A 12,229-nucleotide genomic window follows, 5' to 3' on the forward strand; every position below is an offset into this window, starting at 1 on the left:
TCACCTGCCGCCTCGGGCCTGGGGGCGGCCACCGCTACGCTGCTCGCCCGGCAGGGCGCGCACGTCTACGGCGAGCAGGTGTTCGCGTATCGGCCCACGCCCTCAGCTTGCGGAGTACTTTGCGCACAGTTCGTGCTTGAGTACTTTGCCGGAGGCGTTCCGCGGCAGTGTGTCAAGCACGACCACCCCGGTCGGCTTCTTGTAGGACGCCAGCTTGTCGCGGCACCATGCGGTCAGGTCGTCCAACGTCGGCGGCGTCTGTGCGTCCCGGGACCACGACGGCGACCGGGGTCTCGCCCCAGCGCTCGTGCTGCCGCCGCCTCGGCGACAGCCGGATGGCCGGCGAGGGCGTTCTCCACTTCGGCGCAGTAGACGTTCTCACCGCCGGAGATGATCATGTCCTTCTTGCGATCCACCACATGGAGGGAACCCTCATCGTCGGCGCCGGCCAGGTCGCCGGAGTGGAACCAGCCGCCCTCGAATGCCTCTGCTGTGGCCTGCGGGTTGTTCCAGTACCCCATCATCGTGTTCGGCCCGCGGTAGACGATTTCGCCAACCTCGCCGGGTGCGACATCGTTTATGTTCTCGTCGACGATGCGCGCCGAGACGGTCGGCAGGAGCTTACCCACCGAGTCGATCTTGCGAAGCGCGTCCTTCGCCTCGAGTACACAAGTGACCGGCGACATCTCGGTCTGGCCGAACACGGCGATGGTGGCGGCTCCCGAGAACGTCTCGGCCATACGCTCCAGCAAGCTCACCGACGCAGGGCCGCACCCCAGAAGATCTTCCGCAGTGACCGGGCCCGAGCCGAGGCCGACGAACGGGAGCACAGCACCTGCCACTGCGCCGGGACCATGAACGTGCTCGTGGCCTACTCGGTCTCGATGACGTCCAAGGTCTGTTCCGCGTCGAACTGGCCGCTGGGCATGATCACGGTAGTCGTGCTGATCAGCAGGGTCGGGGCCAGATAGCCGATCGCGCCGATGTGGAACATCGGCGAGGCGCACAAGGCGATCTCGTCGTCGTCGAGCATGCGCAGTGCCCTGATGCCCGTGAATGACTGCATCAAGGTTCAGGTGAGACAGCATCACGCCCTTCGGCTTGCCGGTCGTCCCCGAGGTGTACATGATCAACGCGATGTCCTGCTCGCAGACGGTGACGTCCGGTGGCGGCACCGTCGCCGCACGGAGCACGTCCTCGTAACCCTCGGCGCCGGGACCGGCCTCTTCGCGGCCGGTCCCGGTCTCACCAGGCAGCCCAGATCCATGCCCACCCGGGACCGCACCGCACCGGCCAGCGCCGCAAGCCCGGAGTCCGCGATCACCATGCGCGCACCGCTGTCACTGAGACCCGTACATCCTGAATCTCTGCTGGTCAGGGGTACTGGCGTGGGTGGCCGGTGGCGTACTCGTGCTGGTCGCGGGCGGGAGGCTGGAGTGTAAATCCTAGGAGCCCAGGCGCTCAGGGTGGCTGTTGGTCGAAGCGGCGGTTCGGCGTTGATCGTGGTGCTAGCCAGCTCGGCATACTCGCCGGGGACGGCGATGTCCGTTGGCTGTGCGGTGCTGTGTCCAGCGTGAACCGCACAGGGGCTTTGGTTCGCTTTCGCGAGCCCGGCCGATAGTCGCCCTCGTTTGCATGGGCGGGGTATTCTCATTCATTGATAGGCAGTCTCACTTGGAGGTGTTCATGAGTTCGCCCGGCTCGTCGACGGTTTTGGGTAAAGGGGCGGGCGCTTTGGACCGGGGCCTCGCCATCCTGGACCACCTCGCGGTGGTGCAGACTTGCTCTACCCAGGACCTCGCCGCGGCCCTCGTCCTGAGCCGGAGCACCACCTACCGTCTGGTTGACCGGCTGCTGGAGCAGGGCTGGCTGGCGCAGGAACCGCGCGGCGGACTGCTGCGGCTGGGGCCCGCCGCCGCTCGTCTGGGCTCCACCGCCGTCCGCTCCACTGGGCTGACCGCTGAGGCGGTGCCAATCCTGTTGCGTCTGATGCAGCGGACGGAGGAGACCGCGAGCCTCGCGGTGCCCAACGGTCTCACCATGGTCTTCGTGCATCGCGAGAGGGGTCCGCGACCAGTGGCCGTCACGGGCGAACTCGGGGTCGCCCGCCCGCTGCACTGCACTTCGTTGGGCCGTTCCTGGTTGGCCGCGCTGCCCGACGAGCGACTCGAGGAAAAGTTCACCGAACTGGTTGCTTCTCCGGAGTCTCCAGTCGACGCGGACTCGGTCCGGTCGTTGCGCGAGGTGGTCGAGAAAACTCGGCGGCGCGGCTGGGCTGAGGATCGGCGAGAGTTCGACCAGTCGAGCTGCTGCTGCGGTGCGGCCGTCTACGACCACACGGGGCTGCCGGTGGCGGCCATCAGCGTGGCCGGGGTGGCCGACCGCATGGAGGATGTGCTGGGGGAGGTGGGGCCACAGGTCGCGCGGGCCGCTGCCGAGATTTCGGCGAACCTCGGGTATGTGGACCGCCGTGCTCCGGCGTGACTGGCGGAGCTGATCACGCGTCTGGGGCCCCGCTCAAGGCATGAGCATGAGGGGGACCCCAGACGCGTGGTGGTTACTCGCTCCGGACGCGGACGCTGAGTTCCGGGATCCGGTGCGCGCGCACCCACCTCTCATCGACGGTGACCCCCAGTCCAGGCCCTTCGGGTACCGCCACCATGCCGTTCTCCACCTGCACGGGAGCCGTCAGCACACCTTCGCGCAGGGGGTTCTCGCCCTGGTCGGCTTCGAAGAGCAGCGGCTCTCCGCCAGCCATGCCATATGGCGCGCGCGGTATGGACGACAGCAGCTGCAGGGTCGCTGCCTGGGCCAGTCCCGTGCCCCAGCAGTGTGGTGACAGGCGCAGGTTGAACGCTGCGGTCAGCTGGCGGATCACTTGGGCTTCGGTGAAGCCGCCGCACTTGGCGATGTCCGGCTGGACGATGTCGAAGTGGCGCTCGGTGATCGGGTCCCGAAAACCGTACCTGGTGTAGAGGGCCTCGCCTCCGGAGAGTGGCAGGTGCAGATCGCGCAACTCCCGCCAGCCGACCGTGTCGTTCGGGGCAACGGGCTCCTCCACCCAGTACGGATCGAGGTCGCGGATCCTGTCCAGCGAGCGGCGCGCCCCGGCGGCTGTGGTGTTGGCGTTGTAGTCGACGATGACCAGCCCGTCGTCGCCCATGGCCTCACGGGCGGCGAGGGTACGACGGCGGTCCTCCTCCGGCGTCAGACCGATCTTGATCTTCACGGCGGTGAAGCCGTCGTTGGCGTGCGCCCGCATGGTGTCGCGGAACTCGCCCGGGTCGCGGGTGACGGTCACATAGCCGGACGACGCGTAGGCGTCTACCCGGTCGTGCAGCCGTCCGCCCAGCAGGTGGGCGACGGGCACGCCGAAGGACCGGGCCTGGGCGTCCCACAGCGCGATGTCGATGCCGCTGGCCGCTGCGACGTGCAGGCCACCGGAGGTGAGGTGGTAGTTGAGCGAGAGCCGGTCCAGCAGGAGATTCTCGCGGATGTCGGCAGGTGCACCCACCAGGGCGTGGGCCTGCTCGTGGAGGAAGGGTGCGACGAGCCGTGGCGGGCCGAAAGACTCGCCCCAGCCGACGGCTCCGTCGGAGGTTGTGATCTTGACTAGGGTGGCCACCCGAGCCGGTACGCGGGCCTTGGCCGAACCGAAGCCGCCGCCGGCCAGGCGCGCCTCCAGCGGGAAGGTCTCGACAGTGGTGACCGTGGTGCGGGTGCTCACCTGGAGCCCTCCTCGGGCGGCTCGTACTCGGCGATGGTTCTCGGGGTCCATACCGGCCCATTCTCGCTCTGCGGGGGCCGGGCCTGTGCGGCCATGCCGCCGTCGATGTTGAAGACCTGCCCGGTAACCCAGGAGGCAAGGTCCGAGGCCAGATAGAGGACGCCGGAGGCGATGTCGTCGGGCACGCCCTCGCGGCCCAGCGGGATCTGCTCGGCGCGGAATCGGCGGGCGGCCGGGTCCGGATCGCTGGTCTCGACCGCGACTGCGCCCGGGCGGACGGCGTTCACTCGGATTCCCCAGGGGGCCAGGTCTACCGCCACAGCCCGGGTGAAGGAGTCGACGCCGCCCTTCACGGTGTCGTAGGGGATGTGGTTGCGGTGGGCGCGGGCGGCGGCGTGTGAGCTGATGTTCACTACGGAGCCGGGACGTTCCGCGTGGGCCAGGGCGCGGGCCAGGCGGTGTGTGGGGTGGAAGAGGAGTCCGTGGTTGATCCGGTTGAAGTTCTCCCAGACCTCGCCGGTCAGCCGGAGGAAGGGGCCGAAGGCGCGGGCGTCCACACGGGCGTAGGCGTTGTTGACGAGCGTGTCTACGGTGCCGTAGCGGCTCTCGGCGAGTGCGAAGGCCTCTTCGGTGCCCGCCTCGGTGGAGAGGTCGCACAGGGCGGCGACGGCGTCGCCCCCGGCGGCGCGGATGTGCCGGACCGTCTCCTCGGCGGCGTCGGCTGCGAGGTCGGCGACGACGACTCGCGCTCCCTCGGCTGCGCAGCGGATCGCGATGGCCCGGCCGATGTTGTGGGCCCCGCCGGTGATCATGGCGACGCGGCCGGCCAGGAGTCCGTAGGAGGGGGTCGGGTGGGTCATACCGTGCTTCCGTTCTCGATGGTGGTGGAGTCCGTCCCGCGCTTACGGTCGTACCGGGCGTGCAGTTCTGCCTCGATCTCTTCCAGAGTGCGTCCCCTGGTCTCGTGTACGCGCAGGGCGCAGAAGAGGAACCCGATGATGTTGCCGCCGACGAAGAAGAGCATGGTGGCGACCAGCCCCCAGGCGTCCCGCATGATGGGGAAGCCGAAGGTGATGCTCAGGGTGGCCAGCCAGCTGACCATGCAGGCCATTCCCATGGCGGCGCCCCGGATGCGGAGCGGGAAAATCTCGCCGAGCACGACCCAGTTGACCGGGCCCCAGGTCAGTGAGTAGCTGACAAACATTACGCTCATGGCGGCGAGCATTGCGCCGGGGTTCATGCCGTCGCCGCGCGATGCTTCGTACGCCATCCAGGTCATGCACAGGGTCATCGCAGCGCTGCCGGCCAGTAGGAGCCGGCGGCGACCGACGCGGTCGATCAGCTGGAGTCCGACCAGGACCGAGACGACTTTCACCATGCCCAGGGCGATCGTGTAGATGAGCGCATTGTCGTGGGCGAGTCCCAGGCTCTCGAAGATGTTGGGTGCGTAGTAGGTGACGATATTGAGACCGGTGTACTGGGTCAGGATCGGGATGCCAATGCCGATCACGATGGCTGGACGCACCCAGCGGGCGAGGAGCTCGTGGTGACCGGCGCTCTGCTGCACGGACACCTCTTTCATGGCCTCGAAGTCGCGCCGCGCCTCCTCGGCTGGGCGGGTGCCGTCGAGGAGGGCGCGGGCCTCGTCCTCACGGCCGTTGAGGACCAGCCATCGGGGGCTTTCGGGGAGAAGTTTCAGCCCGGCGATGAGGACCACTGCGGGGATAGCGCCGGAGCCGAGCATCAGGCGCCAGTCGCCGGATCCGGAGAGGGCGAGGTTGGTCAGGTAGCCGAGCAGCAGGCCGGTGACGATCATCAGCTGGTTGAGTCCGGTGAGCCGGCCCCGGGTACGGGCTGGTGCCATCTCCGCGAGGTAGACCGGCACGAGCGAGGAGGAACCGCCCACGGCCAGGCCGAGGAAGACGCGGGCCGCGACGAGCCAGGCGTTGTCGGGTGCCACTGCACAGGCGAGAGAACCGACGACGTAGATCAGTCCGATCAACAGGAGAACGGGACGACGGCCGAACCGGTCGGCGAGATGTCCGGCTGTGAGCGCACCGAACACGGCGCCTGCGGCGATGCCACCGACGAGCATGCCGGTGGTGACGGCGCTGGGCTCGAAGCCGGGGGTCTTCTCGATGAAGGACAGGGCCCCGGCGATGACGCCCGTCTCGTACCCGAAGAGGATGCCGCCGAGGGCCCCGAAGAAGTAGATGACAGCCGGGCGGGGCGGACGCAAAGGCGGGACCGCCGAGTGGTAGATCCGGGGGGCGGCTCCGTCGGCGGTGCTGACCTGTTTCGACATGGACGTCTCCTTGAGAAGCATTCTTTCAGTCCCAATGAATGAGAATGCCAACCAATGGATGGGAAGTATGGTGGTGTGACCGTAAGGCAGAACCCCCTGGGCCGCAATGCCCAATTCACATGCACGGGAGCCGCACATGAATAGAACTCGCATCACCACCGAACGTCTGTGCGCCGAGATCGGTGATGTGGGGGCGCAACTGTGCTCCCTGCGCGGACGCGCCGCCGACGGAACGGAGCGGGAAGTCCTCTGGGACGCCGGGGAGCCCTGGGCCTGGCACGCACCGTTGCTCTTCCCGGTGATCGGGCGGCTGCCCTGCGACACGCTGACGCACGACGGCGCAGGGCTCGCCATGCCCAAGCACGGCTTCGCCCGGGACCAGCGGTTCCGAACCTTGCGCGCCGGGGTGGACGGGGTGGTCCTGGAACTGACGGACACCCCGTCCACCCGGCGGCACTTCCCCTTTCCGTTCCGCGTCACGGCGGACTTTGGTATCGAGGAGGACCGCCTGCGGATCCGGCACACCGTCGAGAACCCTGGACCGCGCCCGCTGTCCTGTTCTCTCGGCCTGCATCCGGGATTCTGTCGTCCGCTGCCTGGGGCGGCTTCCCGGGCCGGACACCGGATCGTCTTCGCCGAGCCGGAGACCGCGCCGGTGCGCAGGGTCGATGCGGACCTACTGACGCCCGAGTCAATGCCGACGCCGGTGCGCGGGCGTGAACTGCTCATCGGGGACGAGCTGTTCACGGACGGTGCGTTAGTGTTCGACGTGTTGCGTTCGCGTGCCTTGACCTACACAGCACCGGGCACGCCCGAACTGCGCCTGGCCTGGGAGGGGTTCGAACAGCTCGCGGTTTGGGCGCCTCTGGGGGCGGAGTTGCTCTGTATCGAGCCGTGGTACGGGCTGCCGGCTCCGGCTGATGCCCCGAGCCCGACCGCAGAAGGACTGGGGCCGCTCCGGCTGGAGCCGGGAGAACACCGCACCTTCACGATGGACATCACTGTCCCTGGCTGACGCCAGTGCCGGAGGTCCGCTCCGTCTAAGGCGACTGAGCGACTATCTGGGACGTCACGCACGGTCGGTGTCGTGCACCCTGGGCCGTCCGGACTCAGCCAGGCAGAAGGAGTCGGCCGTCGACCCGCCGCGGAATGGCTGACGGGCCGTCCCGCAGCTCCTCCGGCAGCACCGCAGCCGGGGCATTCTGCCAGGTCACAGGGCGAACAAAACGCCGCACGGCCGTCGGTCCGACCGAGGTATGCAGGCTGTTGGTGGACGGCCAGGGTCCGCCGTGGTGTTGCGCCCACGCCACCATGACCCCGGTGGGGAAGCCGTTGTAGACCAGCCGTCCGGCCAGAGGGCGCAGTACCTCTGTCAACCGGGTGACAAGCTCCGTCTCGTCTGGCTCGGCGTGGATGGTGCCGGTCAGCGAGGCGGGCAGCGCGGTGAGGACATCAGCCAGGGTGCCCGCATCGTAGCGGGCCACGATCAACGCGGGACCGAAGCACTCCTTAGGCGGCGTCTGAGCAAGAGTTCTGGCGTCCACCTCCAGCAGACGCGGGCTCACCGAGAACCCTGCGCCGGCGGGCACACCGCCGGTCGCACCGGCCTGGCCCTTCCACTCTTGGGTGTCCTCCTCGTAGGCTTGGGCAATCCGAGCGTTGAGTAGGGTCAGCGCGGGGGTGGTTTCGATCAATCGGGTCGCCTCGGTGATCAGTTTGTCACCGTCCGGGCCCCTGGGTACCAGCACCAGGTTGGGCTTGGTGCACAGTTGGCCTGCAGAGCCGGTGACAGAGCCCACCAGCCCAGTTGCGATCTCCGGGCCTCGCACACGAGCGGCACTCTCCGTGACCACGAGGGGGTTGAGGCCCGCGAGTTCGCCGTAAAAGGGAATGGGGTCGGGCCGCGAGTTGACGGCGTCGAGCAGGGCCTGTCCGCCGGAGAGGGAACCGGTGAAGCCGACGGCCTTGATCTGCGGGTGGGTTACGAGCGCGCGGGCGGCTTCCCGGCCGAAGACGAGGCCGACCAGCCCGGCTGGGGCGCCGGCTGCGGCGACGGCCGCCTCCAGCGCCTCGAACGCAAGCAGCGACAGTCCCGGATGGGAGTCGTGCGCCTTGATAACGACCGGGCAGCCGGCCGCGAGGGCCGAGACGGTGTCGCCGCCGGGGACGGAGAAGGCGAGCGGGAAGTTGCTCGCCCCGAAGACGGCGACCGGCCCGAGTGGCACCAGCATCCGTCGCAGGTCGGGGCCCGGACCCATCGGTGTGTCAGCGGCGTGGTCGATCGTGGCTTCCAGGAAGGAGCCTTCCTCGACGACGCCGGCGAACAGCCGGGCCTGGTAAACCGTGCGGCTCACCTCGCCGTTCAGCCGCGCTTCGGGCAGTGCTGTCTCCCGGCGGCCCAGCTCGACGATCCGGGCCCGACGGGCCTCCAGTTCGTCAGCGGCGGCGTGCAGGACAGCGGCGCGCAGGGGGCGCCCGGCCCGTTCGTAGCTCCGGCCCGCGTCGGCGGCCCGGCGTACGACGGTGTTTACCTCGGCGGGTGTGGAGCGGGCCGCGACGTCCGCCACAGCCTGCCCGGTCGCCGGATCGATGCTCTGGATGCGATTCATGGATTTACCTGGCTCAGTGGTCACTGTTCGGTCTGTGCGTACTCGGCGTCCGGATGGGGACGCTCCACCGGTGGCGTCATCCGGTAGCCATTGCCCTCGTAGTCGAAGCCCTGCATGGTTACTTCGTTCCGGCCGTCGGAGGCGGAGGCGTAGAACGCGCGGATCTCTGTGATCAGACCTGTCTTCGGGTCGAAGCTGTACCACTCGTCACCGCGCAGATATCCGCCGAGCCGGGTCTTCCAGTGCGTCCACTCAATGACAGCCTGGAGGGACTCAGGCTCGACCACGATCCGTTCGATGGACCAGGCGGACCCGATGTCCAGCACCAGTCGCCGCCAGTTCTCGGCGATGGTGGTGGCCCCGGTCCAGGGGCCTGCCAGGCCGGGCGGGAAGTAGTGCACCGCGTCGGAGGTGAACTGAGAGGCCATCTTGGTGACGTCGGCCTCGTTGCAGCCGTCGAAGTAGGTGCGGATGGTGTTCTCCATCCGCACCCGCTGTACCGCCGGGTCGAGTTCATCGAAGCGGGTCATGCCGAGATCCCCTCGGTTCGGTTTTCGGGCTGGGCGGCCTTCCAGGCCGCGTACTCGGCGAGAGTCTCAGCGCTCGGGGGGTATGTGTCCCACAGCGGTTGTCCGTTGCGTACGCGCTTGTAGAGCCAGTGCTCCAGCTCCTCCTGCTCCATGGCGGGCCTGGCGATCTCTGCGGCCAGGGCGCGGGGCACGACAATGACGCCGTCGCGGTCGCCCACCAGGATGTCACCGGGGTATACGGCGACACCGGCACAACCGATCGGCACGTTGAGGTCGGCGACGTGGAAGGATGCGGGACGGGTGGTGGCGGTGACAGCCCGCGCGTAGGCGGGAAAGCCCAGTTCGGCGATGGCCGTGCCGTCCCGGAGGGCGCCGTCGGTCACGAAGGCCGCCGCGCCACGCTTCATAGCCCGGGTCACCAGCATGTCGCCGGCCGAGGCGGCCGATGTGTCGTCGCGACTGTCGACCACGAGGACCTGGCGGGGGCCGACGGTTTCAATGGCCTCCCATTGCAGGACGTTGCCAGTGCGGTAGGGGTCACCGACCGGGTCCACGTCCTCGCGGCACGGAATGAACCGCATGGTGTACGCCTCGCCGACGAACCCCTGGAAACGGTCACCGAGGGGGGAAACACCGACGAGGAAAGGCTGCCGGATACCGCGCCTGTAGAGCTGGGTGGCGAGTGTCGCGGTGCTGGCGCGACCCAGCAGCTCGAAGTCGGAGTCGTCAAGTGGGGGCGGAAGGTATGTGGACACCGCATGGTCCTTTCTCACGTGTGAGGCGGCGTCCGTCTCGAGACGGCGGCCACCAACGTCGCGACGGCTTCCCGGAACGCTAACATCAGAACACAGCGAAATCCCATTCACAAAAACTAAATCCCAACCATTGGGACTTGAGGTTATCGTGCGACTTGCGACCATCAGCCACCGAGGCACCAGGACCACGGTCGTCAGCTCCGGAGACGACGGCTGGCGCACCACCCGTACCCCGCTTCTTGACCTGATCGGCGGTGCATCGCCGCACGCCGATGGGGAGTCAGTGAACGTCGGCCCACACAACCTCCTCGCCCCCTACCGCCCGCCAACGCTCTTCGGTATCGGTCTCAACTACCACGACACCGTGCAGGAGATGGGGTGGGAGGTCCCCAAGAAGCCGTATCTGTTCCCAAAGCTGTCGTCGAGCGTGACTGGCCCCTATGATCCAGTCGAGGTGGACCCCGCCGTCACCGCGCGCGCCGACTGGGAGGCCGAACTCGGTGTCGTCATCGGAAAGCCACTGCGCCGTGCCACACCAGAGCAGGCGCTGGCGGCAGTCTTCGGATATGTGGCGGCCAATGACATCTCAGCTCGTGACCTCCAGGCAGCAGACGGACAGTGGGTGCGCGGCAAAGGGCTGGACACGTTCTGCCCGCTCGGCCCCTGGCTTGTCACCGTGGACGAGGTCCCCGACCCCCAGGACGTCTCATTGCGCACCTGGTACAACGGCACCCTCGTCCAGGACGGCACCAGCAAGTCGATGATCTTCGGGGTGGCGGAGCTGATCGCCTACTGCTCCCGTTGGTTCACACTCTCCCCAGGAGATGTGATCCTCACCGGCACCCCAGCTGGCTGTGGTGACTTCCGCACCCCGCGGATGGCACTTACCCCGGGGGACCTCGTCGAGATCGAGGTCGGCACACTAGGGCGGCAACGCAACCCGGTGATAGGACCGGACGCAGCAGAGCACGGCGGGTAGGAAGCGATGAGGCTCCGCTCATCGCTCGAAGCGGCGGTGAGCGGGTCCTGAAGAGAGCCAATTCGCGGGCCGAACAGGCTAAAGCACGACGAACGCCGGTCGGGCGGAACCGCCGACTGCTGAGTTTTCCGCTAGTGTCCTGAGTCGCTAATTCATGGGCGGTTGTAGGGTGGGGCAATGCCTGGTCCGAAGCCGTTGTCGCTGGAGTTGTCCGATCACGAACGCAGGGTGCTGCGGGGCTGGTTGCGCAAGCAGACGGCATCTCAGGCACTGGTGTTGCGGTCGAGGATCGTGCTGGCGTGCGCGGAGGGCCGGCCGAACACGCAGGTCGCGCAGGATCTGGGTGTCTCGCGCGAGACCGTACGCAAGTGGCGGGCCCGGTTCGCCGCGGACCGGCTGGAGGGCCTGGTGGACAGCCCGCGTTCGGGAGCCCCGCGGAAGATTACGGACGAGCAGGTCGAGGCCCTGGTCGCCAGGACGCTGGACCAGGCGCCGCCCAAAGGCGATTCGCACTGGTCGACGCGTTCGATGGCCGGGGCGGCGGGGATGTCGCAGTCGGCCGTCTCGCGGATCTGGCGGGCGTTCGGCCTCAAGCCGCACATCGTGGAGACTTGGAAGCTGTCGACCGACCCGCGGTTCGTGACCAAGGTCCGCGACGTGGTGGGCATCTATCTCGCCCCGCCCGAGAACGCCCTGGTCCTGGCGGTGGACGAGAAGTCGCAGATACAGGCCCTGGACCGGACCCAGCCCGTGCTGCCGATGGCACCGACCACGCCGGCGAAGATGACCCACGACTACGTCCGGCACGGCACGACCAGCCTGTTCGCCGCCCTGGACATCGCCTCCGGCTCGGTCATCGCCCAGCACTACCGCCGTCACCGCCACCAGGAGTTCCTCCGCTTCCTGAAGGTCATCGACGCCGCCGTCCCCAAGGACGTCGAACTTCACCTGGTCCTGGACAACTACGCCACCCACAAGACCGAGCCGGTCAAGAAGTGGCTGCTGCGACACCCCCGTTTCCACCTGCACTTCACCCCCACTTCGGCATCCTGGCTCAACCTCGTCGAACGCTGGTTCGCCGAGCTGACCTCCCGCAAACTCCGCCGCTCGGCCCACCGAAGCGTCGTCGAACTCGAACGGGACATCCGCGGCTGGATCAACGAATGGAACAAGAACCCCAAGCTGTTCGTCTGGACGAAGACTGCCGACGACATACTCGACACCCTCGCCGCATACTGCACACGAATTAGCGACTCAGGACACTAGGGTCCGTCTTCAAAGATCACTGGGGTGGTGGATCATGGTGGGGTGATACGCCGCCATG

Annotated in this window: 12 protein-coding genes; 4 read left to right on the forward strand and 8 right to left on the reverse strand. The window is 67.8% G+C overall.

The window, feature by feature from the left end; translation table 11 throughout:
- Positions 1-102 precede the first annotated feature (102 nt).
- Together IE142_RS37685 and IE142_RS36955 are read right to left on the reverse strand one after the other, a co-directional pair.
- Entirely contained in the window at positions 103-246 is a 144-nt protein-coding gene (locus tag IE142_RS37685; protein ID WP_368857243.1) for an AMP-binding enzyme, read from the reverse strand.
- Entirely contained in the window at positions 234-1,127 is an 894-nt protein-coding gene (locus IE142_RS36955; RefSeq protein ID WP_368857244.1) for an AMP-binding protein, read from the reverse strand. Before IE142_RS36955 ends, IE142_RS37685 begins: the two co-directional genes overlap by 13 nt.
- A 559-nt stretch (positions 1,128-1,686) precedes the next feature.
- Between IE142_RS36955 and IE142_RS25080 the strand changes: the two genes are divergently transcribed.
- Positions 1,687-2,484 carry an IclR family transcriptional regulator gene (locus IE142_RS25080; RefSeq protein ID WP_191887852.1) on the forward strand — a complete coding sequence of 266 codons (798 nt, stop codon included), beginning with the start codon at positions 1,687-1,689 and terminating at the stop codon, positions 2,482-2,484.
- A gap of 73 nt (positions 2,485-2,557) precedes the next feature.
- Here IE142_RS25080 and IE142_RS25085 read toward each other — a convergent pair whose 3' ends face one another.
- The 3 genes from IE142_RS25085 to IE142_RS25095 are packed head-to-tail and all read right to left on the reverse strand — an operon-like array spanning position 2,558 to position 6,032.
- The gene (locus tag IE142_RS25085) at positions 2,558-3,727 is read right to left on the reverse strand and encodes a mandelate racemase/muconate lactonizing enzyme family protein (RefSeq protein WP_191887853.1); all 1,170 of its coding nucleotides are present in this window, start codon (positions 3,725-3,727) and stop codon (positions 2,558-2,560) included.
- Entirely contained in the window at positions 3,724-4,587 is an 864-nt protein-coding gene (locus tag IE142_RS25090; RefSeq protein ID WP_191887854.1) for an SDR family NAD(P)-dependent oxidoreductase, read from the reverse strand. The genes IE142_RS25085 and IE142_RS25090 overlap by 4 nt, the downstream gene beginning before the upstream one ends.
- Positions 4,584-6,032 carry a sugar porter family MFS transporter gene (locus IE142_RS25095; RefSeq protein ID WP_191887855.1) on the reverse strand — a complete coding sequence of 483 codons (1,449 nt, stop codon included), beginning with the start codon at positions 6,030-6,032 and terminating at the stop codon, positions 4,584-4,586. The genes IE142_RS25090 and IE142_RS25095 overlap by 4 nt, the downstream gene beginning before the upstream one ends.
- Before the next feature lie 136 nt (positions 6,033-6,168).
- Here IE142_RS25095 and IE142_RS25100 point away from each other — a divergent pair, with 136 nt between their 5' ends.
- Entirely contained in the window at positions 6,169-7,047 is an 879-nt protein-coding gene (locus IE142_RS25100; RefSeq protein WP_191887856.1) for an aldose epimerase family protein, read from the forward strand.
- 94 nt (positions 7,048-7,141) lie between these two features.
- Here the strand turns inward: IE142_RS25100 and IE142_RS25105 are convergent, their stop codons facing one another.
- The 3 genes from IE142_RS25105 to IE142_RS25115 are packed head-to-tail and all read right to left on the reverse strand — an operon-like array spanning position 7,142 to position 9,926.
- Positions 7,142-8,641, reverse strand: coding sequence for an aldehyde dehydrogenase (NADP(+)) (locus IE142_RS25105; protein WP_191887857.1), 1,500 nt, complete (start codon positions 8,639-8,641; stop codon positions 7,142-7,144).
- Between the two features lie 20 nt (positions 8,642-8,661).
- Complete coding sequence (locus tag IE142_RS25110) at positions 8,662-9,171, reverse strand: nuclear transport factor 2 family protein (protein ID WP_191887858.1); 510 nt, start codon at positions 9,169-9,171, stop codon at positions 8,662-8,664.
- Positions 9,168-9,926, reverse strand: coding sequence for a ribonuclease activity regulator RraA (locus tag IE142_RS25115; protein WP_191887859.1), 759 nt, complete (start codon positions 9,924-9,926; stop codon positions 9,168-9,170). The genes IE142_RS25110 and IE142_RS25115 overlap by 4 nt, the downstream gene beginning before the upstream one ends.
- Before the next feature lie 148 nt (positions 9,927-10,074).
- Here IE142_RS25115 and IE142_RS25120 point away from each other — a divergent pair, with 148 nt between their 5' ends.
- Together IE142_RS25120 and IE142_RS25125 are read left to right on the forward strand one after the other, a co-directional pair.
- Complete coding sequence (locus IE142_RS25120; RefSeq protein WP_191887860.1) at positions 10,075-10,905, forward strand: fumarylacetoacetate hydrolase family protein; 831 nt, start codon at positions 10,075-10,077, stop codon at positions 10,903-10,905.
- A gap of 177 nt (positions 10,906-11,082) precedes the next feature.
- Positions 11,083-12,171 carry an IS630 family transposase gene (locus IE142_RS25125; RefSeq protein WP_191887861.1) on the forward strand — a complete coding sequence of 363 codons (1,089 nt, stop codon included), beginning with the start codon at positions 11,083-11,085 and terminating at the stop codon, positions 12,169-12,171.
- Positions 12,172-12,229: the final 58 nt, after the last annotated feature.

This window comes from Streptomyces mutabilis, from assembly GCF_014649815.1.
Classification (GTDB): domain Bacteria; phylum Actinomycetota; class Actinomycetes; order Streptomycetales; family Streptomycetaceae; genus Streptomyces; species Streptomyces mutabilis.

Coding starts and splice junctions, on each gene's coding strand:
- IE142_RS36955 (WP_368857244.1), bottom strand. CDS start 1,127: ATGTACACCTCGGGGACGACCGGCAAGCCGAAGGGCGTGATGCTGTCT.
- IE142_RS25080 (WP_191887852.1), top strand. CDS start 1,687: ATGAGTTCGCCCGGCTCGTCGACGGTTTTGGGTAAAGGGGCGGGCGCT.
- IE142_RS25090 (WP_191887854.1), bottom strand. CDS start 4,587: ATGACCCACCCGACCCCCTCCTACGGACTCCTGGCCGGCCGCGTCGCC.
- IE142_RS25095 (WP_191887855.1), bottom strand. CDS start 6,032: ATGTCGAAACAGGTCAGCACCGCCGACGGAGCCGCCCCCCGGATCTAC.
- IE142_RS25100 (WP_191887856.1), top strand. CDS start 6,169: ATGAATAGAACTCGCATCACCACCGAACGTCTGTGCGCCGAGATCGGT.
- IE142_RS25105 (WP_191887857.1), bottom strand. CDS start 8,641: ATGAATCGCATCCAGAGCATCGATCCGGCGACCGGGCAGGCTGTGGCG.
- IE142_RS25110 (WP_191887858.1), bottom strand. CDS start 9,171: ATGACCCGCTTCGATGAACTCGACCCGGCGGTACAGCGGGTGCGGATG.
- IE142_RS25125 (WP_191887861.1), top strand. CDS start 11,083: ATGCCTGGTCCGAAGCCGTTGTCGCTGGAGTTGTCCGATCACGAACGC.